The sequence below is a fragment of the Arthrobacter gallicola genome (genome assembly GCF_014836775.1).
In the GTDB taxonomy this organism is placed as follows: Bacteria; Actinomycetota; Actinomycetes; order Actinomycetales; family Micrococcaceae; genus Arthrobacter_B; species Arthrobacter_B gallicola.
Genome location: NZ_JACSQD010000003.1, coordinates 201537 through 226003, shown reverse-complemented (window position 1 = coordinate 226003; position 24467 = coordinate 201537). Strand labels below are relative to the sequence as shown.

Sequence of the window (24467 nt, the reverse complement as noted above, 5' to 3'; positions counted from 1 at the left end):
GGCGGCCCCGCCCTTTTTGCTTTGGTTCTAGCGTTCCGGGTAGTTACGCTCCGGCACACCCGTGTACAGCTGGCGCGGACGCCCGATCTTGGTCTGCGGGTCCTGCATCATTTCGCGCCACTGGGCAATCCAGCCGGGCAGACGGCCAATCGCGAAGAGCACGGTGAACATCTTCTCCGGGAAGCCCATCGCCTTGTAGATGAGGCCGGTGTAGAAGTCCACGTTCGGGTAGAGCTTACGCTCAATGAAGTAGTCGTCCGCGAGGGCCTTCTCCTCCAGCCGCATGGCGATGTCCAGCAGCTCGTCGTTGCCGCCGAGGTCCTTGAGGATCTCGTGTGCCGTGGCCTTGACGATCTTGGCGCGCGGATCGTAGTTCTTGTAGACGCGGTGCCCGAAGCCCATCAGCTTCACGCCGTCTTCCTTGTTCTTCACCTTTTCCATGAAGTCTTCCGGCTGCATGCCGGTGGCCTGGATCTGGCGGAGCATGTTCAGGACGGCTTCGTTGGCACCGCCGTGCAGCGGGCCGAAGAGGGCGCTGATACCGGCGGAGATGGAAGCGAACATGTTGGCGTTGGAGCTGCCGACCAGGCGGACGGTCGACGTCGAGCAGTTCTGTTCGTGGTCTGCGTGCAGGATGAGCAGCAGATCCAGTGCCTTGACCAGCTTCGGATCCACGTCATACGGCTCGGCCGGCAGGCCGAAGGAGAGCCGCATGAAGTTCTCCACCAGGTTCATGGAGTTGTCCGGGTACAGCATGGGCTGGCCGATGCTCTTCTTGTGGGCGTAGGCCGCGATCACGGGAAGCTTTGCCATGAGACGGACGGTGGAGAGTTCCACCTGCTCATCATCAAAGGGGTCCAGGGAGTCCTGGTAGAACGTGGAGAGGGCGCTGACAGCGGAGGACAGCACCGGCATGGGGTGCGCGTCCCGCGGGAAGCCGCCGAAGAAGCCCTTGAGGTCCTCATGCAGCAGCGTGTGCCGACGGATCCGGTGGTCGAAGTTTTCCAGCTCCGTGGCAGTGGGCAGGTTGCCGTAGATCAGCAGGTAAGACGTCTCGAGGAAGCTCGAGTGCTTGGCCAGCTGTTCAATGGGGTAGCCGCGGTAGCGCAGGATTCCTGCGTCGCCGTCAATGTAGGTGATCGCCGAGGTGGTTGCCGCGGTGTTCATAAAGCCGGGATCGAAGGTGACCGTCCCGGTCTGCTTCAACAGCTTGGATACGTCGAAGCCGTCGTTGCCCTCTTCGGCCGCGATACGGGGCAGCTCCAGCTTGTCCCCCGGGTCGGTCCCATAGTGCAGCTCGGCACTCGGTCGCTCAGTCATTTTTCTCCTTCAGGAGTTGCAGAACCCACTGCTACGGGCCCTCGTCCGGGAGCGCCCATAGTCCACATTCGGTGCTTAATCTATTTCGCTAAAACGCTACCGGCTGACCGGGCGATACCACTAATCGGTAATCATCTTGTTGTGCAAGCGCAACATGGCAGCACCGTGTTCCGGGCCAATCAACCCGCGGCTTCGGTCAATCTCCTAGCGGCAGCGGCAATTCTTTCATCGCTGCCGGTCAGAGCCACACGGATGTATCCGGCACCCGCGTCCCCGTAAATGACGCCCGGCCCGACGACGATTCCCAGTTCAGCGAACCGCTCAACCGTCTGCCAGGTGTCTTCCCCGGCGGTGGCCCAGAGGTAAAGACCGGCCTCGGAGTGCCGGATGTCCAGGCCGAAGGCTTCCAGGGCCGGAACCAGCAGTTCGCGCCGGGCCCGGTACTTGTCCTTCTGCGCGGCGACGTGCCCGTCTTCGGACAGTGCGGCCGCCATCGCGGCCTGAACCGGTGCCGGGACGATCATGCCGGCGTGCTTGCGGCTGTTGACCAGGTTGGCGATGATCGCGGAGTCCCCGGCCACAAACGCGGCCCGGTAGCCGGCCACATTGGACTGCTTGCTGAGCGAATAGACGGCCAGCAGCGAATCGTTGCTGCCGCCGCTCACCCGCGGGTCAAGGACCGACGGCACCGGAGCTCCTCCCCGCGCGGTGTCCCATTCGCCCCAGCCCAGCTCGGCGTAGCACTCGTCGGAGGCCACAACGGCGCCCAGCGCCCGTGCCTGCTCCACCAGCCGGGCCAGCGACTGGGCGTCGCGGACAATTCCGGTGGGGTTGCCGGGCGAATTCACCCAGACCAGCCGGACCCTGGACCGGGTCTGCTCATCCAGCTCGTCCAGGTCGTCAGCGGCCACGGCCGTGGCGCCGGCCAGGACCGCGCCCATGTCATAGGTGGGGTACGCAACGGTGGGACGCACGACGACGTCGCCTGCCCCGAGCCCGAGCAGCAGCGGGAGCCAGGCCACAAGCTCCTTGGAGCCCACGGTCGGCATGATGTCCTGCGGGTCCAGGCCGGGAACCGCCCTGCGCCGGGCGAACCAGCCGGCGATGGCCTGGCGCAGTTCCAGCGTGCCGTGTGTAGTGGGGTATCCGGGCGCGTCGGCTGCTGCAGCCAGCGCGTCCTGAATAAAACCGGGTGTTGGATCCACCGGCGTCCCGATGGACAGGTTCACCGCTCCGTCGGCGTGGGCAGCGGCCTGCCGGGCGTAGGGCGCCATGGCTTCCCAGGGGTACTCCGGGAGGTTCAGACCGAAGCTCCGGGAGACGGTGCCGCTCATTCCTGGTTCTGCGGCGGCAGGGCGGCGATCAACGGGTGATCCTTGTGCGTGTTACCAAGCTTCGCGGCGCCCCCCGGGGAACCCAGGTCGTCGAAGAACTCAACGTTGGCCTTGTAGTAGTCGGCCCATTCCTCAGGCGTGTCGTCCTCGTAGTAGATCGCTTCGACAGGGCAGACCGGTTCGCAGGCGCCGCAGTCAACGCACTCGTCGGGATGGATGTAGAGGGAGCGTTCACCTTCGTAGATGCAGTCCACGGGGCATTCTTCGATGCATGCCTTGTCCTTAACATCCACGCATGGCTGCGCAATTACGTACGTCACGTCCCTTTGCCTTCCTTGGTGTGCGGAATACCGCCGATCAGCGGCTGTCCACGAGGTAATGCTTCCACGTTAGTAGCCCACACCATTATCTCCCAGCCGGAGGGCCCGCGCGTACTATGTAACGATGACTTCCCAGACGCCCGAATCCCGCCTGCGCGCGGCTGGTACCGGGAGCCGCGCCGTCGTCCGCTACCGGATCGAGGGCGGGCTCACCGATGCACTGGGAACCATCACGGCGCTGGACCCCGCCGGCTGCACGATAGCCACCCGGACCGGGGAGGTTTTTATCGCCTGGGATGCGGTGACCGCCGGCAAACCCGTCCCGGACGCTCCCCCGCGGCGCCGACCGCGCTCGGCACCCTGATCCCGGCCGAAGGGCCAGGACCCGCGGGCGTATGCTGAGGTGATGCCGAGCGATGAGGTAGTTCAAGCCCGTGGACGGGCCCTAAGTTCTCCCGTGCGGGTGCGCATCCTGCGGCTGTGCCTGCACCGGGAACGGACGAACAAGGAAATTGCCGAGGCGCTGGAGCTGAATCCGGCAACGGCTCTGCATCATGTCCGGACGCTGCTGAGCACCGGGTTCCTGCGCGCCGGGGAACCACGCACAGGCAACCGCGGGGCGAAGGAAATCCCCTACCGTGCCACCGGCCTGAGCTGGCAGACGTCACTCCCGGAAGGCACGAAGGCGGTGCTGCTGGAGACCTTCCGGCAGGAAATTGAAGGCCTGTCTCCGGCCGACATTGATGTGGTGCGGATGGGCGTGTGCCTTAACGAGGAAAACCGCAGCGCCATGATGGCTAAGCTGCGGGCGGTCTTCGATGAGTACGCTGCGCGCGGACCGGATGCCGACGGTACGCCGACCTCGCTCCTGCTGGCCCATCACCTGGACCCCGCGGGAAACTAGGCGGGCGGTTCCTGCCGGCCGGTCTCTCCGCCCTGCATGGTTCCGGCTTCGCCGGGACGGTATCCCGGATCGGTCCCGTAGCCCAGGGGCTCCTGCGCAGCCACCGAGTGCGCAGCCACCGAGCGCTGGAACGCGGCTTCCCGGCGCAGCACGCGCGCAGTGATAAGCACCGCAGCGACTGTTGCGGCTGCCTGCCCGTAAATCCAGATCAGTCCGGCGGTGGTGACCGGCAGGTTCAGGTCAGAGACGGTTCCGGTAACGATCAGCGGACCGCCGAAGACATCGAGGGTAAAGAATCCCAGCAAAACATAGGTCAACGCCCCGGTCAGGGCACTGACCAGGATGGAACGGGCCCACAGGCCGGCCAGAACGGCGGCGGCGGCGCTGAACACCAGCGCACCGGCCGCTCCGAGCGGCAGGGCCGTTTCCCCGGCGAAGATCGTCTGGGCGTGCAGCGACGTCCCCAGGACGGCCGCTGCCACGGCACCCAGAACCACGGCCACCGGGCCCCGCAGACGCGGGACCCGGTGACCGGAAGTGGCTGCCGTGGCGATGGTGCTAGGCCTTTGCGCGGGCGCGGTTGGCCTTGGCGCGCTCGTTGGCGTCCAGAATGAGCTTGCGGATGCGGATCGACTCGGGGGTGACCTCAACGCATTCGTCCTCACGGGCGAATTCGAGGGATTCCTCCAGGGTCAGCTTCCGCGGCGGGGTCAGGTTCTCGAACGTGTCTGAGGAGGCTGCACGCATGTTGGTGAGCTTCTTTTCCTTGGTGATGTTCACGTCCATGTCATCGGCGCGTGAGTTCTCACCGACGATCATGCCCTCGTAAACCTCGGAGGTCGGCTCCACGAAGAAGGATCCGCGTTCCTGCAGGTTGATCATGGCGAACGGAGTAACCACACCGGCGCGGTCGGCGATCATCGAACCGTTGGTGCGGTATTCGATGGGGCCGGCCCACGGCTCGTAGCCCTCGGCGATGGAGGCGGAGATGCCGGCGCCGCGGGTTTCAGTCAGGAACCGGGTGCGGAAGCCGATCAGGCCACGAGCCGGAACAATGAACTCCATGCGGACCCAGCCGGTGCCGTGGTTGGCCATGTTGACCATACGGCCCTTGCGGGCGGCCAGCAGCTGGGTGACAGCGCCAAGGTATTCCTCGGGTACGTCGATGGTCATGTGCTCCATCGGCTCGTGGACCTTGCCGTCGATCAGCTTGGTCACAACCTGCGGCTTGCCGACGGTGAGTTCGAAGCCTTCGCGGCGCATCTGCTCCACGAGGATGGCCAGGGCGAGCTCGCCGCGGCCCTGGACTTCCCAGGCGTCGGGACGCTCGGTCGGCAGCACGCGGAGCGAGACGTTGCCGATCAGTTCCTTGTCGAGGCGGTCCTTGACCTGGCGTGCGGTGACCTTCGCGCCCTTGACCTTGCCGGCGAGCGGCGAGGTGTTGATACCGATGGTCATCGAGATCGCGGGATCGTCGACCGTGATCAGCGGGAGCGGCTTGGGGTTGTCGACGTCGGTGAGGGTTTCACCGATGGTGATGTCTTCGATGCCGGCGACGGCGACGATTTCACCGGGTCCAGCGGATTCGGCCGGAACGCGTTCCAGTGCCTTCGTGGCCAGAAGCTCGGTGATCTTGACGGTCTTCATGGTGCCGTCGGCACGGGCCCAGGCAACCTGCTGCCCCTTGCGCAGGGTGCCGTTGAAGATGCGCAGCAGCGCGAGGCGGCCAAGGAACGGCGAGGCGTCCAGGTTGGTCACGTGTGCCTGCAGGACACCCTCGGGGTCGTACGTCGGGGCCGGGATGTGATCAATGATGGTCTGGAACAGCGGTTCCAGGTTGTCGTTGGCCGGAGCCTGGCCATCGGCCGGCTGCTCCAGGGACGCGGCACCCACACGGGCTGCGGCGTAGACAACGGGAACGTTCAGGACCAGGTCCAGGTCCAGGTCCGGAACTTCGTCCGCGAGGTCGGAGGCCAGGCCCAGGAGCAGGTCCATGGCTTCGCTGACAACCTCGTCAATGCGGGCATCGGGGCGGTCGGTCTTGTTGACCAGCAGGATCACCGGCAGCTTGGCGGCAAGGGCCTTGCGCAGCACGAAGCGGGTCTGGGGCAGCGGGCCCTCGGAGGCGTCAACGAGGAGCACAACACCGTCCACCATGGACAGGCCGCGCTCCACCTCGCCACCGAAGTCGGCGTGGCCGGGGGTGTCGATCACGTTGATGGTGATGGTTTCGCCCTTGGCCGCCGGACCGTTGTAGAACACCGTGGTGTTCTTGGCCAGGATGGTGATGCCCTTTTCGCGCTCCAAGTCGCCGGAGTCCATCACGCGTTCTTCAACGTCTCCGTGGGATGCGAAGGAGTTCGTCTGCTTGAGCATGGCGTCGACGAGGGTCGTTTTGCCGTGGTCAACGTGGGCCACAATAGCAACGTTCCGGAGGTCGCTTCGCACAGCGCTGTTCACAGCCGTGTTGGTTTCTGACATGCGTGAAGACTCAATTCATTGGTAAACGTTCGGGATGATTCACAGTGGTCCGGAGTTCGATTCCGGATAGTCCGGCAGTTCTATACAAATGCTGCGTAGGAACACACGTGTAAGAAATCGCCGAGAGGCCGCCGTCAGCGGGCACCGTACCATTCTAGTCGTTTTGGCAAAGGTTCCCTAATGCGCTGTCTCCAGGCAGGCAGGAAGGCCCCCACCAGCCCGTTTAGGCGGTGAGGGCCTTCCTCTGGAGAGACAGCCGGGCAGAACTAGTCCAGGGCGCCGGACCCGGCGTTCAGCTTGGCCCGCAGCTCCCGGCGCTCGCGCTGCTTATCCGGGTCCGGAAGCGGCACGGCGGCGATCAGACGCTGGGTGTATTCCTGCTGCGGATTCCGCAGGATCTGGTCGCGGGTGCCCTGTTCCACGATCCGGCCGTGGCGCATCACGCAGATGTTGTCCGCCAGCACGTCCACAACCGCCAGGTCGTGCGTGACAAAGAGACAGGCGAAACCGAGTTCCCGCTGCAGGTTCTGGAACAGCTCCAGCACCTTGGCCTGCACCGAAACGTCCAGGGCCGACGTCGGTTCATCCGCCACCATGAGCTTGGGCTTCAGGGACAGGGCACGGGCAATACCCACGCGCTGCTTCTGGCCGCCGGAAAGCTCATGCGGGTACCGGTTGCGGTAGGCGCGGGGAAGTTCCACCTGGTCCAGGAGTTCTTCGATCCGCTGTTGGAGCGCGGCCCCCTTGGCCTCTCCTGCCAGGAACATCGGTTCACCGATGCTCTCGCCGATCGGTAGCCGGGGGTTGAGGGAAGAGGACGGATCCTGGAAGACCATGCCCACCTGCCGGCGGAGCTGGTGCATGGCCTTGGAGTTGGGCTTCAGTTCCGAGATGTCCGTGCCCACCACGCGCAGTTCGCCCTCGGCAACGGGCAGCAGGCCCACGGCGGCGCGTCCGATCGTCGTCTTACCCGAACCGGACTCACCCACCAGGCCCATGACCTGTCCGGGGAAGATCGAGAGATTCGCGCCTTCGACGGCGCGGAACGCCGCGACGCGGCCCTGCTTGGGGTATTCGATGGCAACGTTTTCCAGCACCAGCACCGGTTCGGCCGCCGGAGCACCTGCCGCAGATGAGGCGGTGTCCAGGCCGGCGAGGACGATTTCCTCACGGCGGGCCAGCTCGGCCTGGTCCACCGTTTCCAGCTCAACGTTGGTTGCTGCTGCCAGGGCAGCGACCACGTCCACGTCCTCCCCAACGGATCCCTGTCCCAGGTGCGGAACGGACTCCAGGAGCGCCTGAGTGTAGGGGTGCTGCGGATTTGCGAAGATTTCCTTGGCCGTCCCGGTCTCCACTATGACGCCGTGGCGCATCACGGCGATCCGGTCGGCAAGGTCCGCCACTACGCCCATGTCGTGGGTAATGAGGACAATGGCCGAATTCAGCTTGGTGCGCAGGTTCCGCATCAGGTCGAGGATTTCGGCCTGGACGGTCACGTCCAGGGCCGTCGTCGGCTCATCCGCGATCAGCAGCTTCGGATCACAGGACAGGGACTGGGCGATCATGGCACGCTGCCGCTGGCCGCCCGAAAGCTGGTGGGGGTAGGACTTGAATGCTTTCTCCGGGTCCGGCAGCTCCACCATGGCCAGCAGTTTCAGTGCACGCTGCTTCGCTTCGTCCGGGGAGATTTCGTTGTGCAGCCGCAGCGTCTCCATAATCTGGAAACCCACCGTGTAGACCGGGTTCAGCGCCGTCATCGGCTCCTGGAAAATCACCGCGACGTCGTTGCCGCGGACCTGGCGGAGCTTGTGCGGCGAGAGTCCCAGCAGGGACTTGCCGTCCAGCAGGACTTCGCCGGTTACCCGGGAGTTCGTGGGCAGCAAGCCCAGCAGCGCCATGGAGCTTGCGCTCTTGCCGGATCCGGACTCTCCCACGATGGCCAGGACTTCACCGGCGTTGACGTGGTAATTCAGTTCGACGGCGGCGGGCACCCATTCCTTATCCACGCCAAAGTCAACCGAGAGGCCGCGTACCTCCAGGACCGGGGGCCGTTCCTGGCTGCTGGCTGTGCCCGAACTTCCAATAATGGTTTCAGTCATGGCGGTGGTTTCCTTCCGTCCAGGCTGCGCGCCGGTCCCGGGTCATCGGGCCGATTGCAGGGGTTCCTGGAAATGCTGTAACGATGGGGGTATGTCGATCCCGATGAGCAAGCCTGAGCCTGCCGTTTTCCGTCCCCGGAGCACCCTGTGGTTCACCGGAATTGCCGGGCTGCTGGCTCTGGCGGCCATGGTGTCCGCGTTCCTGAGCTCCGGGTTTTCCGGGCTGCTGGCCACGGCTCCCCTGCTGCTCATTCCCGCGGTGGCCAGCTGGCTGTTCTGGTATCCGTGCGTCCGCGTGGATACCGATGGTGTGGCTCTGCAGAATCCGTTCCGGACCATCGAAGTTCCCTGGGCCGCACTGATCCATGTGGACACGCGCTTCGCTCTGAAGCTCATCACACCACACGGTTCCTACACGGCCTGGGCGGCTCCGGCGCCGGGCGTCTGGGGCACCCACACGGGAAAGCCCGAACATGTCCGCAACCTCCCGGGGACCACGTACGGTGCCGGCGGCTCGGTCCGTCCCGGCGACCTCAGCCACACCGACTCCGGACAGGCCGCACGGCTGGTCCGCAGCCGCTGGGAGGCCCTGGTGAATGCCGGTGGAATCGACGCGGACCAGACGGACGCTGCGACGGTCCGCAGCACGGCCAACTGGCGCTGGCTGCTGGGCTTGCCGGGCCTGGCTGTTGCGCTCTTCGCCCTGACGGGACTGGCCTAAGCCCAGCCCCCTCCGGGACAGCAGCATTCCCACTAGCTGCCTACTGTCTTCGTTTTGACCTTTTTGGCGTTGAACTTCTTCTGCCGCGGATCGAAAGCATCCCGCAGGCCGTCGCCGATGAAGTTGATGCACAGGCAGATCGACACGATGAACAGGCCGGGCCACCAGAACAGCCACGGGCGGGTCTGGAATGCTTCCTGATTCTGGCTGACCAGCAGCCCCAGGGAGGTGTCCGGAGGCTGCACACCGAACCCGATGTAGCTGAGCGAGGTCTCCAGCAGGATGGCCGTTGACATCAGCAGCGTGGTGTTCACAATGATCACACCCACCGCATTGGGCAGGATGTGCTTGAAGATGATCCGGTTGTTGGAAGCGCCGGCGATCCGGGCCGCGTCGACAAATTCCCGTTCGCGCAGCGAGAGGAACTCTCCGCGCACCAGCCGGGCCAGCGACGTCCAGGTCGCCAGGCCCAGGAAGATGCCCAGCAGGATAACGCCGATTCCTTCCCCAACCAGGCGGTTGGCGATCTGGCCCAGGACTGCGGCCATCACGATGATCGGAATGATGATAACGACGTCCGTCAGGCGCATCAGCACAGCTTCAACCCAGCCCCGGAAGTAGCCCGCGGCAGCTCCGACCACGGAACCAACCACACAGGCAATGGCGCCGACCAGGAACATCACGATGATGGACTGCTGCGTCCCGCGCATGGTCATGGCGAACATGTCCCGGCCAATCCGGTCCTGGCCGAAGGGATGCTCACCCCAGTTGAAGATGTTCACGAAGGTCGGCGCGCCGCCGTTAATCTGCTCGGTGAACTGCCGGTGGTCGTACTTCCACCAACCGGGGATACCAGCGAATCCAATGGAGGTGAACGCCAGGACGCAGATCAAGGCAAAGACCACCAGCGAAATGATCGCCGCAGTGTTATCGAAGAAACGCTTTCGGACAATTTGTCCCTGCGACAGTCCTACAACCTTGGCTTGGGGCAGTTCAGGATCTGTGCCGGGCGGATTGGAGGGGGTTTCGGCGGAAAACGTCGTGCTCATGACTTCACCCTTACGCGCGGATCAAGGACGGTATAAACAAGGTCGGCCACCAGGTTGAAGACCAGCGCCAGAATGCCGGTCACCAGGAAGAAGCCCATGATCGGGTTGGGATCAACCCGCTGCAGTGCCTGGACGAACATCTGTCCCATGCCACTGAAGGCGAAGACCTGCTCGGTGATGACGGCGCCGCCGATCAGCGCGCCGATGTCAAAGGCAACGATGGTGGCCAGCGGAATCAAAGCGTTGCGGAAAGCATGGCGCATCACCACGGTGCGCTCCGAAAGGCCCTTTGCCCGGGCGGTGCGGATGTAGTCCATGTTCATGATTTCCAGCATCGATGCCCGCGAGTAGCGGCTGTAGCTGGCTAGGGAGGCCAGAAGGAGAGCGATGGTGGGCAGCAGGAGGTGGGTGAACGTGTCCAGTCCACTGATCCAGAAATCGCCGTCGAGCCCCGGAGTGGATGCACCCACGGTGGCGATGGGCCTTTCCCGGATCCGGGAGTTGGCCATGTAGGCAGGCCAGGTGAACATAAACCGGTCAAGGACAATGAGACCACCAACCAGCAGGCCGGTCAGGGCAGCGCCCCGCATGCTCTGCCCGCGGTCGTAACCACCCATGAGGTAGCCCACCAGGCAGCCGACGGCGACCGTCGCCAGTGCCAGCAGCAGGATCATGATCCAGGTAGCCGAGTTCAGCAGCGGCTGGACGGCGTAGTAGGCCATGACCCCGATGGCCACGGTGATCAGGGCGGAATACAGGGCCTTGCGGTTTTTCAGCCCCGCGCTGAGCAGGGTCACCCCGTAGGCGATGGCGACGCCCGTCAGGGCAATCACCACCGGCCCGAGACTGGGGGCGGTAAACCAGCCGGTTAGTCCGAGCAGGTAGAGAATGACGGCCGCAACGGCGAAGCCTGCGGCGAAAGCGACGCCGCGGCGCTGCCAGGAGCCGCCGGCGAAAACAACCCAGATCAGACCGCTGGCCAATCCCACTCCCAGGACCACGGACATAGGTATGGTCGGGTCGGCCAGGAAGTCATTGAAGCCGATGGCACCGTATTCCTTGAGCAGGACGGCCAGCCAGAAGATCGGCAGGGAGAAGAACAGGAAGGCCATGAAGGTCACGCTGTAGTCCAGTGAGCTGTACTGGCGCAGGGCGGTGATGATACCCAGGGAGATGCCCACGATGATGGCCAGAACCGTTGCGGTGGTGACCAGAAGGATCGTGGCGCCCATGGCACGGCCGAGGGCGTCGGTTACGGCTTCACCCTGGACGCTCTGGCCCAGGTCGCAGGTGGCCACGAAGGGCGCCAGGCATTTCACGGCGCCGCCGAGCCAGTGGAAATAGCGCAGTGGGGCCGGGACGTCCAGGTTCAGGAGCTCGATGCGGCTGCGGATCAGTTCTTCCCGGTTAGGGGCAGGGTTTTCACGCAGATCATGCAGGGGGTCCCCTGACGCCGCTGTCAGGAGGTAGACGAGGAAGGAAGCCCCGAAGAGGATTAGCACGGCGGTCAAAAGCCGCCGGACGATGTAGGTAACCATAAAGTTGTCAGCCTCATTAGTACGGTCCGGGGGTTCTCCCGGCACTCGCAGAAGTGTAGTGCAGGTCATAGTGGCTGGGAATTTGGTAGTTCCCAATCACTTGCCGGAGGCGCGGGAGGGCCGTGGAAAGCAGGAGCTTGGAAAGAGGCAAGGCGCCGGGGCCGTGGAGGCCCCGGCGCCTTGCGGGTTACTGCATGGCGCTCAGGCCACCGGAATTACTTGACTTCCCATTCCCAGAAGTTCCACCAGACGCCGGTCTGGTTGGGCATGTAGGAGTTGATGCCGCTGATGCTGTCGCTGTGCGCGTCAACGCCCGGCGACTGGAAGAGCGGCAGGCCGAAGGAGGAATCCCAAATCAGCTTGTCAATCTGCGTCTGCAGCTCGCGCTGCTTTTCCACATCGGTTTCAACGATCAGCTGATCCATCAGGGCATCAGCCTCGGGGTTCGAGAACCCGCTGTAGTTGGACGCAGCACCCGTCTTGAAGAGCTGCGGAACGCTGCTGACGCCAACACCCGAGCTGATCCAGCCGAAGATCGATGCATCATAGGTGCCGCCGCCCAGGGCCGAGCCCCAGTCGGAAGCGCCCAGGCCGCCGTCGACGACCTTGAAGCCGGCCTGGGAAGCAGACTCGGCAATCAGCGTGTAGGCGTCAGCGCGGTTGGGGTTGTCCTTGTTGTACATGATCCGGACTTCCGGGGTGGCACCGGCCAGGAGTTCCTTTGCGCCTTCAATGTCCACCTCGCCGTAGGCTGAGGACCCGTTGTTGCTGGCGGATTCCTCATAGCCGGGCTGGTCGGCAAGGAAGATCTGCGAATTCAGCGGGGCTGCATCCGGGTTCAGCTTCTTGACGATCGAGTCAACGATTGCGTCGCGGGGAACAGTCTTCATGAAGGCTTCGCGTACGTTCTGCTCGGCGAAAACGCCCGAGAAGTTCAGGTCGAGGTGATCGTAGGCGAGCTGGTTGCCGCTGTTGATGGTCACGCCGTCGATGGCTTCCAGCTGTGCCACGGTGTCGGCTGAAGCCTGCGGAGCGATGATATCCACTTCGCCGTTCTTCAGGGCCTGGACCTGCGCCGGGGAGTCACCGATGTAACGGACGTTGATTTCGTCGACCTTGGGTTCGGTGCCCCAGGTGTAGTCCTCATTGCGGACCAGCGTCATCGAGTTTTCCGGATCAATGGCTGAAACGATGAAGGGACCATTGGAGAGGTAGAGCGAGGCATCCGAGGGCAGGGACTTGGTGTCGAAGCCGGTGTTCCAGAAGTCAGAGACTGCCTTCAGTTCCTCGTTGACCGGGGCAGGGTTGGCCGGATCGCCGGCCGGGCTCTCCTGGATCAGCTTGATCAGGGCGTCGCCGTCGGCCAGGCCTGCCTTTTCAGCCACCACGTGAGCGGGAACGTTCACACCGCCGTCTGACATCAGGCCGAATGCAACCTCCCAGTCAGCGAAGGGCTCGGAGTACGTCATGGTGATGCTTCGTCCGTCATCGCCGACCTCGGGCACATTGGTCAGGCCCAGACCGGAGGTGTCCCCGGCGTAATCGAAGTAGCTGGTGCCGGAGACAACCGCTCCCTCGTCATCCAGGGTGGCATCGTTGAAGTGGCCGGAGTTCACGGCCCACAGCAGCATCAGGTCATCAGCATCGACGGGTTCACCGTCGGACCAGTTAACTCCTTCGTTAACGGTGTACTTGACCGTCAGCGGGTCGTCGGAGACCTTCTCATAGGAACCGAATTCTTCCAGCGGCACCACTTCAAGTTCGTCAGTGATGTAGTTGAACCCGGAGTGCGTCGCGTACGCAATCTTGCCGTTGACATCCACGTTGCCGTTCGCCGTCTGGCTGTTGAACGAGCTAAAGGCGTTAACCTCTACGACGCGGACTGATCCGCCGGTGCTCTCGCTGTCAGTGGACCCGTTATCGGTGGTCCCCTGGTTCGCAGCACAGGCGCTCAGTGCAAGCGCAGCTGCTGCTGCGACTCCCACTGCTTTGGAAATACGTCCGAAACGCATTCCGCCTCCTAATTCTTAGTGCGGTTTCTCTCCGGCGGGATTACCGGAAGGACGGACAGCGCAGTTCCTGCGTGTCTCGTCGCATATGAGTAGAAGAGTAAGCCTCTGACCCCTACTGGGTCGTAACCTGGTTCACAGCAGGACACGGTTGTTACACGTTTGCAACCTGGAAAAACGAATTTGGGGATGTGGCCTGGCGCACACCCTGGTGATGCTCTATTCTTGTCCGCTCACCATGCCAGTTTGCTGCCGGTGGCCGAGTGGCGTCCCCTGCTCCCCCGGCTCGCGTCCCCGATAAACTGCTTGGATCAGCAGCCACACGAAGCAGGGGAAGACGTGAAAATCACGATTATCGGTGGATCCAAAGGCACAGGGGCGCAGTTGGCCCGCCTGGCCCGGGACGCCGGCCATGAGGTCACGGCCCTCTCGCGCAGCGGAAGTGCACCGGACGGGGTGCGGGCTGTCGCGGGGAATGCTGCTGACCCGGCGGCAGCCGCCGCGGCCGTGGCCGGAGCTGACGCCGTCGTCGTCACGGTAGGCGGAGCCAAGGGCGTTGCCCAGCACCGTGCGGCGGTCACCAGGACCGTCATCGACGCGATGCAGGAAACAGGGGTGCGGAGACTGGTTGTGCAGTCTTCGCTGGGCGCTGGAGACTCGGCGTCCCAGCTGCCTGGTCCGCTCCGGCTGATCATGCGCACCGTCCTGGCCAAACCGCTGGCGGATCACAATGAGCAGGAACGTGCTGTGCAAGGCTCCGGCCTGGACTGGACCCTTGTCCGGCCCACCGGCCTCACGAACAGGGAACCGGCGGGAACCTGGCGGGCTCTCGAAACGAGTGACGCTGGAAAGCTGGGCGGTTCGATTTCCCGGGGGGATCTCGCCGCGTGCATCTTCGGTCTACTCAGCGATGATGCCAGTGTTGGCAAGGCTTTGGGGCTGAGCAGCTAGAGCCGGCTCCGGGCAATTGTCCGCCGGCCCGCGTCCAGCCGCCTGGTCCAGCCGCGGCCGTCGAGGTACTCCAGCAGCGGGATCGCGACCCGCCGGGTGGTGCCCAGAGCCTTGCGCGCCTCGCTTGTGGTGAACGGCTGCGGCAGAGCGGCAAGCTCGCGCATGGCCAGGGCGGGAGCTTTCGGCAGGAGGACGACGCCGTCGCCCAGCCTCAGCAGGCGTCCGCTGCGTTCAGCGGCCGCCAGTTCCCTGGCTCCCAGGCCGAGGGCAGTAAGGTCGTGGGCCTCGGGCGCGGCAAACGGCGTGGCCGCCAGCCGGCTTTCCAGCTCACGCACTCCGGCTTCGGCCGCACCAAGGCCCTGCCGCCCGCCCGGGAGATGGATGAAGCCGCTCCCGTGTTCCAGCCCCGCAGCCTGGACAACGCTGTCCAGCAACGCTCCCCCGGCCGGCTTGATCAGGTCCCGCGCGGCCCCGAGGGACAGTCCCGCCGCCAGCGGATCGCGTTCGCTGAGCTGCTCGACGGCGGCGCGGAGCCTGCGTGTCCAGTCGGCAAAAGCGGATTCATGGACCCAGGTGTCGCCGAAGGCCAGCACTCCGCCGGGCATCCGGTCCAGCCCGGCAACACCCATTCGGCGCAGTTCCTGGACTGAAACAACGCCCCGGCGGGCCACTTCCGTCAGCGCATCCCCCTCGGGCCGCATATCCGCAAGGGCCCTGGCCCGGCGGCTGCTGTCGCCACGGCGGCCCAACAAGGGCGGATCGACGTCGAGGATCTGCGCCCCGGCCAGGACCGATCTGCTGCCGCTGGCCCGCAGGACCAGGCGGTCACCAAGTTCCAGCGGGATCCGGCGGTCGAGTGTCAGCCGGGCGTGATCCCCGTCGAAGGGACGGATCCGGCCCGGCACGGCGGCGGTGCCGATGTGGACTACCAGTTGTCCCGGAGCGTCGGGGAACGCGGCGCCCATGGTGCGCCGGATGTCCACGGTATCCACCACCGGCCAGCTGTCCTCGGTTAACAGAACGTCGCCCCGGTGGATGGCACCGGCGGATGCTCCGGACCGGAGATTGACCGCAACGCGGCTGGTGGGGCCAAGCGACTCGACGGCCCGGTTACGGCTGTGCAGTGCCCGCACGGACACCGTGTGCTCGCCGTCCTGGCCCAGGAGCCGCAGCCGTTGCCCCTCTGCAAGGGTTCCGGCGGTCAAGGTGCCGGTCACCACCGTTCCGGCCCCGCTGATGGTGAACGATCTGTCGATCCAGAGCCGGAGCCGGGCCGTCGGATCAGGCTCCGGCAGGGAGGAACCCAGCCGGTCCAGGGCGCCGCGCAGCTCCTCGAGCCCGGCCCCGGTCACCGCCGATACGGTGACGGCCGGCGCATCCCGCAGCCCGGTCCCGGCGAGCTCGGCCCGCACCCGCGCGAGAACCTCGTCGACGCCGCCGGGCGCCCGGTCGCTGCGGGTCAGCACCACGATTCCGCTGCTGATTCCCAGGGCCGCAATCGCGTCGCGGTGGTCACTGGACTGGGCCTGCCAGCCTTCATCGGCCGCGACGACGAAGCAGACGGCGGATACCGGTCCCAGCCCGGCCAGCATGTTGCCGAGGAACCGTTCGTGCCCGGGAACGTCCACGAAGGCCACGTCCCTGCCCGATTCCAGGGTGGTCCACGCGAAGCCCAGGTCGATCGTCAGCCCACGGCGGCGTTCCTCGGCCCACCGGTCGGGCTCCATTCCCGTCAGGGCACGCACCAGTGTGCTTTTGCCATGGTCAACGTGACCGGCGGTTGCCAGGACAAACATGTTCAGCTGCTTCCGGATTCGAGCCGTTCACCGGCCGGGGCCAGTGCTGCCCGCACAGCGGCGGTGAGTGTTTCGTCGTCGTCTTCCGGAATGCAGCGCAGATCCACCAGGCAGGCGCCGCCGTGAACCCGGGGCAGCACCGCCGGATCCCCGGTGCGCAGCCGCGGGGCCGCGTCTTCCGGCAGCCGGACAGCCCAGCCCGGCAGCGGCACACCGGGCGCTCCCCCGCCGCCGACCCTCCCGTCATGCTCGACCACGGTTCCGCCCACAGCGTCCGCGAGCGCTTCGGTCCGGCGGCGGAGGCGGATTGGGTCCACGTGCAGGGCTGCGGCGACCGGCGGCAGCTCCCCGGACACGGTGGCTTCGAGGGCGGCCAGGGTCAGTTTGTCTGCCCGCAGTGCCCGGGCCAGGGGGTGCCGTGCCAGCCGGGCGATAACCTCTGCCCGGCCGAGCAGCAGCCCTGCCTGCGGGCCGCCCAGGAGCTTGTCGCCGCTGGCAATAACGACGTCGGCACCGGCGGTCAGTGCGCCCGCGATGTCAGGTTCGTCCGGCAGGGCCGGGTCCGGAGCCAGCAGGCCGCTGCCGAGGTCCACCACCAGGGGAACACCGTGCGTCACGGCCAGGGAGTGGAGCTGATCAACGCCCACGCTGGAGGTGAAGCCGCTGACCAGAAAGTTGCTCGGGTGCACCTTCAGCAGGCAGCCGGTCCGCTCTCCGATCGCGGATTCATAGTCCTGCAGGTGGGTGCGGTTCGTGGTGCCCACTTCCCGCAGGCGGGCACCGGTGGATTCGATGAGTTCCGGCAGGCGGAACCCGGCACCGATTTCCACGAGTTCCCCGCGGCTGATAATTACGTCACCGGTGCCGGTCAGGGCAGTGGTGGCCAGCAGCAGTGCGGCGGCCCCGTTGTTCACAATGAGCGCGTCCTCGGCGGCAGGGCAGGCCCGCAGCAGCGCGCCCCGGGCGCCGGCGCCCCGCCGGGACCGCGTGCCGGACGGCAGGTCCAGTTCGACGTCGACATACCCTGCTGCCGCCAGCAGGGCCTCCCGTGCGGACCGGGACAGCGGTGCGCGTCCCAGGTTGGTGTGGACGACGACGCCGGTGGCGTTGAGTACCGGCGTCAGCGACGTTGCTTTCCGGGCCGATATCGCCGCCAGCACTCCCGGTTCGACATCCCCGGGTGCAAGTTCGCCCCGGCGCGCCTGGCCCTGGAGATCCTGAACGATGGAGCGGATCACGTCATCGCCCAGGCGTTCCCGGGCACGCCGGACCTCCGGATGCGCCAGGATCCGGTCGGTGCGCGGGATGAGCCTGCGCGGGTCGTCTTGCCCCACGTCCCTCCTTCGGGACTCGCTGTCAGCGGCTGAAGTTGGCGGAGGCGGACGGGAATCGAACCCGCCAGACCGAGGTGCTCGGTCTCACCGGTTTTGAAGACCGGGGGGCCCACCAGGACCCGGACGCCTCCATGAGGATGCTAACACTGTGCGGTTCTCCTAGACTGATCGGCATGAACGGGAACATTGCCCCTCACCAGGAAGCCCTTCGGCTCACCGGCTACGCTCACGGCGGAGGATGCGCCTGCAAGATTCCGCCGGGTGAACTCGAAGACGTGGTCCGTGGCCTGGTCGGCCAGTCCCATCCGAACGTGCTGGTGGGGCTCGACGGCGGCGATGATGCTTCCGCTGTTCTGGTGGGCGAGGACCTTGCTGTCCTTTCCACGGCGGACTTCTTTACCCCGGTGGTGGACAACGCCTACGACTGGGGCAGGATTGCGGCCGCGAATGCCCTTTCGGATATTTATGCCATGGGCGGGCGTCCCATCAGTGCCATCAATCTGGTGGGCTGGCCCCGGGACGTGCTGCCCATGGAACTGCTGACCGAAGTCCTGCGCGGCGGCCTCGACGTAGCCTCGGAAGCCGGCTGCCCGGTGACCGGCGGCCATTCCATCGACGATCCGGAGCCGAAGTACGGAATGGCGGTGACCGGCGTCGCCCACCCCGGCAAGCTGCTGCGCAATGATGCCGCCCGGCCCGGGCTGCCGATCACGCTGACTAAGCCGATCGGCCTGGGTTTGCTGAACAACCGGCACAAGCAGACGGGTGAAGTTTTTGCCGAGGCCATTGAGACCATGGTGGCGCTGAACCGGAGCGCCGCTGAGGCAGCCGTCCAGCACGGTCTGCAGGCTGCCACGGACGTCACCGGGTTCGGTCTGCTGGGGCATCTTTACAAGATGTGCCGGGCCTCCGGTGTGGGCGCGGTCATCGATGCGACCGCGGTGCCGCTGGTCACGGGTGCCCGCGAGGCGCTGCGGGACGGCTTTATCTCCGGCGGTACGCGCCGCAACCTGGACTGGGTCCGCCCGCATCTGCGGCCAGGCCCTGGGATCTCCGAGGAGGACCTGCTGGTGCTGGCAGACGCCCAGACCTCCGGCGGGCTGCTGGTGGTGGGTGAGCTGCCCGGATACCCGGTGATCGGGCACACCACGGAAGGCACGGGCATCGAGGTGCGGTAGGCGGGCTTTCTTAGCTGGAGGCCGGGCTTAGCCGCCGGTGGTGATCGAATCGTGGGTGATGCCCGCACGGCGGCGGGCCGCCAGGCGGTTCTTCTGCGGTTCGATTGTGTACCGCGGATCCTCGGCCGAGGCGATGCCCGCCCGCAGGATCCCGAACCGGGTGAGTACCGACGCACCAAGCAGCGACGCTCCCGAGAGAGCGGCGACCGCTCTGTTCCGCCCGCCGAAGAGCGCACCCAGTCCCCCGGCCACCGCCAGCCGTTCACTCCACACGAGCATCTTTCCCGGACTGCCCAGGTGAAGTGGTTCCGCGGCAGTAGGATCCATGTTCTTTTCCATGATCCGGACGGCCGCCAGCTCCCCCGCGACGCCCAGCACGGCCAGTGCCCGCGCCGGTCCGGACTCCCGGGCCGGCGTCGTCATCATGCCCAGGCCTCCCGCGGCCAGGCTGGCGGAGCTGACGAAGACGAAGGGCAGATCCTCCCGGGCCGCATTCCAGGTCGGGTTAGCCGTGTTGGAGAGCAGGACGGCGGTGTACGCCGCCAACGGCGTGGCAAAGACTGCCGCTTCGTACCCGGCAGGCCCTTCCAGGCCCCGCAGGAGCCGGCGGAGCGGGCCCAGCGGAACACGTGAGCCGGTGATCCGGTCCAGTTCGGACACGCCCGCCACCCCGGCTCCCACGCTGAAGACCGTGAGGATCCAGGAGCCCACGCTCATGGGGGAACTCGGTTTGAAGGTCCGGAGCATGTGGTGGAAGCGCTCCGGGCGGCCCAGATCCGCCACCAGTGCGACGGCGCCCACGCTGACGGCGGCGAGCGCCGAGAGCCGGCTGTTGCGGCACAGCAGGGGTTTGCCGGCCAGCTGCGCGCCTGCGCCGAGGAGCGCGGAGCCACCGGCTACCCCGCCCAGAAAGAGGTAGGCAGCGATCGGGTTTCCCCACGGCGGTGCCTTGACCACCGGGCGGCCGTAATACGAGGTGAACTCGGCCTCGGGGACCATTGGAACCTCACCCCGCCCGCCGCCTCCCCCGGCGCGGCGGCGTTTACCGCCCCGCGTCCGGCGGCGCGGCGGTTCGGGCGGGCGGTAGCTGTCGTAATCGGAGACGGTCAAGCCCGGTCTCCTGCGAGGAACGCGGCGGCTGCGGCCACCAGCATGCCGGCGGCGGCCAGTCCTGCCCGCTTGTACATCCGCGGCAGGTCCGCCGTGGGTACCCGCGGATCCGGCGGGAGCCCGTAGACCTCCGGCTCGTCCAGCAGCAGGAACACGGATCCGGTGCCGCCCACGCCGTCGGCGTCGTTAGCTCCGTACAGGCGTGCCTCGGTGAGTCCCTGCGCGTGCAGTTCAGCTACCCGTTCCCTGGCTGTGGCCACCATTTCCGTGCGCTCGCCGTACTTGATCGACGTCGTGGGGCACGTCTGGGCGCACGCCGGGGTCTGGTCCTCAACGATCCGGTCGTAACACAGGGTGCATTTCTGGGCGACGCCTACGTTGTGCGCCGGAGCCTGTTCCCCGGGGGTGAAGTCGCGGTCATTTTTCGACTGGACCGTCCCGTTCTGCCGGCGCTCGATCACCCCGAACGGGCACCCGGCCACGCAGGTTCCGCACCCGTTGCACACATCGTCCTGCACAACCACGGTTCCATGCTCGGTCCGGAACAGGGCTCCGGTGGGACACACATCGAGGCACCCGGCGTTCGTGCAGTGTTTGCAGACGTCCGAGGACATCAGCCAGCGGAAATCCGGCGTGTCGGGCGGAGTGGTGTCGGTACCGGCGAGGTTCGCGGCCGGGCCCGTTCCCGGCGCTCCGATTTTGGGCATACCCAGGTTGACCAGGGCCCGGCCGGATTCGCGGGCCCGGCCAATCTGCTCCCCGTCCTGCTCAACGAACGCGACGTGCCGCCAGGTGTCCGCACCGAGGGACCCGGTGTTGTCGTAGGAGGACTCAAGCAGTTCATAGTCCGAGTCGGTGGGATTGCGGTTCCATTCCTTGCACGCGACTTCGCAGGCCTTGCACCCGATACAGATCGAGGTATCCGTGAAGAAGCCCTTCCGGGGATGCCCGGTGTGCCTGACGTGGTCCGGTGACTCAGTCAGCTGATTCATTCGGTGTCTCCCTTCATCCCGCTGCCCGGTGCCGGGCCGGGATCGCTGAGCTTCTGGTTGCCGGTCGCCGGAGTCACCCCTGCCCGGTCCTGGTATTGCGCAATCAATGTAAGCAGTGCGGGTCCGCGCGGCCGCCGCCCCGGAACGATGTCGCAGGACCCGGCCTTGGACTCCTGGATCTGCACGTTTGGATCGAGCGTGACGCCCAGCAGGTCGTTGGCCGCGTCGCCGGACACCACCGCTTCCTGGCCGACTCCCCAGTGGTAGGGCAATCCGATCTGGTGGAAGGTCTGCCCGGCGATGGTCAGCGGTTTCACGCGGTCAGTCACCAGCACCTTCGCCTCGATGGCGGACCGCGGCGAAATGATGGTGGCCCACCCATAAGGTTCCAGGCCTCTTTCCGCTGCCAGTTCCGGGGAGACCTCGCAGAACATCTCCGGCTGCAGCTCGGAAAGGTAGGGCAGCCACCGGCTCATGCCACCCGCGGTGTGATGCTCGGTCAGGCGGTACGTGGTGAACACGAAGGGGTAGACCGAGGCACCCGCTGCACCGGCACTCGGCGCGCTGAGGTTGTCCGCGCGGGGGTAGGTCAGCCGCGCCGGGTTGGCCTGCTGGGAGTACAGCGGGTTGGCGATCGGTGACTCCTGCGGCTCGTAGTGGGTGGGCAGCGGTCCATCGACCATACCCTTCGGCGCGAACAACCAGCCCTTGCCGTCGGACTGCATGATGAAGGGGTCATCGCCAGCCAGGGCGGCGGCACCACCGGCGTCGAGGTCCGGGGTGGAACCCGGTGCCCGGTCCACCGGGAAGTCGGGCACGTCGTCGCCAGTCCACCGGTTCTGCTCCGCATCCCACCAAATGTATTTCTTGCGTTCACTCCAGGGCTTGCCCTCGGGATCCGCCGACGCCCGGTTGTACAGAATCCTCCGGTTCGCGGGCCAGGCCCAGCCCCACTGCGTGGCGGCAGGTCCTTGTTCCCGGCCCGGTTTCCGGTCCGCGGCGTGGTTGATTCCGTCCGCGTAGACCCCGGTGTAGATCCAGCAGCCACCCAGGGTAGAGCCGTCGGCGCGCATCTCGGTGTAGGAGGACAGCGGTGTGCCCGCCTTGGGACCGGTGACGTGCCTGCCGTTGATTTCGGCCAGCACCGACTCGGGGTCGACTTCACCGTTGTCCATCAGCGGGTAGTCCCACGTCAGGTCCAGCAGCGGCCGGTCCCGCGGGTCTGTCGATCCGGCAAGTTTCGCCCGGATACGTTTGCCCAGTTCATGGAAGAATTCCAGTTCGCTCTGGCAGTCTCCCGGCGGCTGAATGGCCTGGTGACGCCACTGGAGCATCCGTTGAGTCTGGGTGAAGGAGCCCGCTTTCTCCACGTGCGTTGCGGCCGGCATAAAGAAGACCTCGGTCGCAATGTCCTCCGTCTTGAGTTCGCCCGAGGCGATCTCCGGTCCGTCCTTCCACCAGGTTGCCGTCTCAATCAGGCTGAAGTCCCGCACGACCATCCACTTCAGGTGGGACATGCCCAGCCGCTGCATCCGTCCGTTGGCAGAGCCGACCGCCGGGTTCTGGCCGAACACGAAGTAGCCGTCAATGCCGTCGTCGAGCATCCTCATGACCGTGTCATAGGTACCGTGCGGGCCGTTGATCCGCGGCAGGTACTGATAGGCCCATTCGGTATCCTGGGTGGCAGCGTCTCCCCACCAGGCCTTGAGCAGGCTGACGGTATAGGTATCGGCGGCGGCCCAGTAACCCTTCTGTTCCGGCGAGCCGATGCCAGCCAGGTACTGGTCCAGGGACTCCATTTCCGCCTTGGGCATCGGGAGGTAGCCCGGGAGGAGGTTGAAGAGCGTGGGAATGTCGGTGGACCCCTGGATGCTGGCATGTCCGCGCAGCGCCATGATCCCGCCGCCGGGCCGTCCCACGTTGCCCAGCAACAGCTGCAGGATCGCGGCGGTGCGGATGAACTGTGCACCCAGCGTGTGCTGCGTCCAGCCAACGGCGTAGGCGAAACAGGTGGTCCGTTCCCGTCCCGAGTTCTCCGTGATGGCACGGGCCAGGTACTCGAAGTCCTCCGCGGAAATACCGCAGGTTTCACTGACCATTTCCGGCGTGTAGCGGGCATAGTGCCGCTTCAGGATCTGGAACACGGACCGCGGGTGCTGAAGCGTCGGGTCCTGGACAAAATCGGGCCGGCCCATCGAGGGCCCGCCGCTGCCGTATTGGTCGCCTGTGGCCCGTTTGGACGTGTCGTGCCCGTGCTCGTGGCCGGCGGACTCATCCTCAGCCTCAGCCTTGCGCTCATAGGACCAGGACGACAGGTCGTAGTGCCCGGTCTCCGGATCGTACCCGGAGAACAGCCCGCCCAGGTCTTCGGTGTCACGGAAGTCTTCACTGACCAGCGTCGAAGCGTTGGTGTAGGCGAGGACGTATTCCTTAAACCACAGCTCGTTGCTGAGCACGTAGTTAATCAGGGCGCCGAGAAGCACAATGTCCGAACCCGCCCGGATCGGCACATGCTTGTCCGCAACAGCACTGGTCCGGGTGAACCGGGGGTCAACGTGGATGACCTTCGCTCCCCGGGCCTTGGCTTCCGTCACCCACTGGTAACCGACGGGGTGGCATTCGGCCATGTTCGAGCCCTGAATGACGATGCAGTCGGCGTTAGCCATGTCCTGGAGCGATTGTGTGGCGCCTCCCCGCCCAAATGAGGTTCCCAAACTGGGAACCGTGGCGGAGTGTCAAATACGGGCCTGGTTCTCCAGCTGGATGGCTCCAGCCGCGGTGAAGAGCTTCTTGATCAGATAGTTCTCTTCGTTGTCCAGGGTTGCCCCGCCCAGCCCGGCAATGCCCATGGTGCGGCGCAGCGGACGGCCCTCGGCGTCGTTCTGTTCCCAGTGGTTTCGGCGGGCTTCGAGAAAGCGGTCCGCCAGCATGTCGATGGCGGTGTCCAGCTCCAGCGGCTGCCAGTCCGTCGCGTGGGGCGCCCGGTAGAGCATCTTGGTTTGCCTGCCGGCGGCGTTGACGAGCTGTTCGCTGGCTGCACCCTTGGGACACAGCCGTCCCCGGGAAATCGGTGAGTCCGGGTCGCCCTCGATTTGGACGACCTTCTCGTCTTTGACGAAGACGCGCTGTCCACAGCCCACGGCGCAGTAGGGGCAGACGCTCTGGACCACGCGGTCTGCGGTTGTGGTCCGGGGTGTTGTTTCGCGGGTCTTGGCGGAGGTCACGGCTTCTCCACGACCGAGTGGATCACCCGATCGGAATTGCCGTACCACCGGCCATTCAAGGAAGCTGAACCGCGACATGCCTCCCACCATAGCCGATGAGTCCGGTT

Annotated in this window: 19 protein-coding genes and 1 tRNA gene; 5 read left to right on the top strand and 15 right to left on the bottom strand. The window is 65.7% G+C overall.

The features are described from left to right. Positions 1-27: 27 nt before the first annotated feature. The 3 genes from H9639_RS08265 to fdxA form a co-directional block, all read right to left on the bottom strand. The gene (locus tag H9639_RS08265; RefSeq protein ID WP_191807611.1) at positions 28-1320 is read right to left on the bottom strand and encodes a citrate synthase; all 1293 of its coding nucleotides are present in this window, start codon (positions 1318-1320) and stop codon (positions 28-30) included. A gap of 179 nt (positions 1321-1499) precedes the next feature. Continuing rightward, positions 1500-2654 (bottom strand): succinyldiaminopimelate transaminase, encoded by a 1155-nt coding sequence (gene dapC / locus H9639_RS08260; RefSeq protein WP_191807610.1) that lies wholly within the window; start codon positions 2652-2654, stop codon positions 1500-1502. Then, entirely contained in the window at positions 2651-2974 is a 324-nt protein-coding gene (fdxA, locus tag H9639_RS08255) for a ferredoxin (protein ID WP_066295741.1), read from the bottom strand. Before fdxA ends, dapC begins: the two co-directional genes overlap by 4 nt. A gap of 124 nt (positions 2975-3098) precedes the next feature. Here fdxA and H9639_RS08250 point away from each other — a divergent pair, with 124 nt between their 5' ends. Then, positions 3099-3338 carry a putative acetyltransferase gene (locus H9639_RS08250; RefSeq protein WP_191807609.1) on the top strand — a complete coding sequence of 80 codons (240 nt, stop codon included), beginning with the start codon at positions 3099-3101 and terminating at the stop codon, positions 3336-3338. 42 nt (positions 3339-3380) lie between these two features. Then, entirely contained in the window at positions 3381-3878 is a 498-nt protein-coding gene (locus H9639_RS08245; protein WP_191807608.1) for an ArsR/SmtB family transcription factor, read from the top strand. Here the strand turns inward: H9639_RS08245 and H9639_RS08240 are convergent. The 3 genes from H9639_RS08240 to H9639_RS08230 all read right to left on the bottom strand — a co-directional run bounded on the left by H9639_RS08240 (position 3875) and on the right by H9639_RS08230 (position 8458). Beyond that, the gene (locus H9639_RS08240; RefSeq protein WP_191807607.1) at positions 3875-4381 is read right to left on the bottom strand and encodes a hypothetical protein; all 507 of its coding nucleotides are present in this window, start codon (positions 4379-4381) and stop codon (positions 3875-3877) included. The genes H9639_RS08245 and H9639_RS08240 overlap by 4 nt on opposite strands. Positions 4382-4436: 55 nt before the next feature. Then, positions 4437-6359 carry a translational GTPase TypA gene (typA, locus tag H9639_RS08235; protein ID WP_191807606.1) on the bottom strand — a complete coding sequence of 641 codons (1923 nt, stop codon included), beginning with the start codon at positions 6357-6359 and terminating at the stop codon, positions 4437-4439. A 266-nt stretch (positions 6360-6625) separates the two neighbouring features. Continuing rightward, positions 6626-8458 (bottom strand): ABC transporter ATP-binding protein, encoded by a 1833-nt coding sequence (locus H9639_RS08230; RefSeq protein ID WP_191807605.1) that lies wholly within the window; start codon positions 8456-8458, stop codon positions 6626-6628. A gap of 91 nt (positions 8459-8549) precedes the next feature. On the opposite strand from H9639_RS08230, the gene H9639_RS08225 reads away from it, so the two are divergent. Next, complete coding sequence (locus H9639_RS08225; protein WP_191807604.1) at positions 8550-9179, top strand: PH domain-containing protein; 630 nt, start codon at positions 8550-8552, stop codon at positions 9177-9179. Between the two features lie 32 nt (positions 9180-9211). Here the strand turns inward: H9639_RS08225 and H9639_RS08220 are convergent, their stop codons facing one another. The 3 genes from H9639_RS08220 to H9639_RS08210 all read right to left on the bottom strand — a co-directional run bounded on the left by H9639_RS08220 (position 9212) and on the right by H9639_RS08210 (position 13778). Beyond that, entirely contained in the window at positions 9212-10228 is a 1017-nt protein-coding gene (locus H9639_RS08220) for an ABC transporter permease (RefSeq protein ID WP_191747001.1), read from the bottom strand. Then, complete coding sequence (locus tag H9639_RS08215; RefSeq protein ID WP_191807829.1) at positions 10225-11766, bottom strand: ABC transporter permease; 1542 nt, start codon at positions 11764-11766, stop codon at positions 10225-10227. The genes H9639_RS08220 and H9639_RS08215 overlap by 4 nt, the downstream gene beginning before the upstream one ends. 215 nt (positions 11767-11981) lie before the next feature. Further along, positions 11982-13778: an ABC transporter family substrate-binding protein gene (locus tag H9639_RS08210; RefSeq protein WP_191807603.1), complete on the bottom strand. Its 1797-nt coding sequence runs from the start codon at positions 13776-13778 to the stop codon at positions 11982-11984. Between the two features lie 336 nt (positions 13779-14114). Here H9639_RS08210 and H9639_RS08205 point away from each other — a divergent pair, with 336 nt between their 5' ends. Continuing rightward, a complete protein-coding gene (locus H9639_RS08205; RefSeq protein WP_191807602.1) occupies positions 14115-14726 on the top strand; it encodes an NAD(P)-dependent oxidoreductase in 612 nt (203 codons plus the stop codon). Here H9639_RS08205 and selB read toward each other — a convergent pair. The 3 genes from selB to H9639_RS08190 form a co-directional block, all read right to left on the bottom strand. Beyond that, complete coding sequence (selB, locus tag H9639_RS08200) at positions 14723-16522, bottom strand: selenocysteine-specific translation elongation factor (protein WP_191807601.1); 1800 nt, start codon at positions 16520-16522, stop codon at positions 14723-14725. The genes H9639_RS08205 and selB overlap by 4 nt on opposite strands. 2 nt (positions 16523-16524) lie before the next feature. After that, entirely contained in the window at positions 16525-17856 is a 1332-nt protein-coding gene (selA, locus tag H9639_RS08195; RefSeq protein WP_191807600.1) for an L-seryl-tRNA(Sec) selenium transferase, read from the bottom strand. 36 nt (positions 17857-17892) lie between these two features. After that, positions 17893-17987: transfer RNA gene (locus tag H9639_RS08190), tRNA-Sec, on the bottom strand. A gap of 42 nt (positions 17988-18029) precedes the next feature. Here H9639_RS08190 and selD point away from each other — a divergent pair. After that, the gene (gene selD / locus H9639_RS08185) at positions 18030-19034 is read left to right on the top strand and encodes a selenide, water dikinase SelD (protein ID WP_191807599.1); all 1005 of its coding nucleotides are present in this window, start codon (positions 18030-18032) and stop codon (positions 19032-19034) included. Between the two features lie 27 nt (positions 19035-19061). Here selD and nrfD read toward each other — a convergent pair whose 3' ends face one another. From nrfD to fdh, 3 genes are read right to left on the bottom strand one after another with little or no spacing between them, the layout of a single operon-like run. Continuing rightward, positions 19062-20144 (bottom strand): NrfD/PsrC family molybdoenzyme membrane anchor subunit, encoded by a 1083-nt coding sequence (gene nrfD / locus H9639_RS08180; protein ID WP_191807598.1) that lies wholly within the window; start codon positions 20142-20144, stop codon positions 19062-19064. Next, positions 20141-21136 (bottom strand): 4Fe-4S dicluster domain-containing protein, encoded by a 996-nt coding sequence (locus tag H9639_RS08175; protein WP_191807597.1) that lies wholly within the window; start codon positions 21134-21136, stop codon positions 20141-20143. The genes nrfD and H9639_RS08175 overlap by 4 nt, the downstream gene beginning before the upstream one ends. Then, the gene (fdh, locus tag H9639_RS08170; RefSeq protein WP_225219361.1) at positions 21133-24438 is read right to left on the bottom strand and encodes a formate dehydrogenase; all 3306 of its coding nucleotides are present in this window, start codon (positions 24436-24438) and stop codon (positions 21133-21135) included. The genes H9639_RS08175 and fdh overlap by 4 nt, the downstream gene beginning before the upstream one ends. Positions 24439-24467 lie beyond the last annotated feature (29 nt).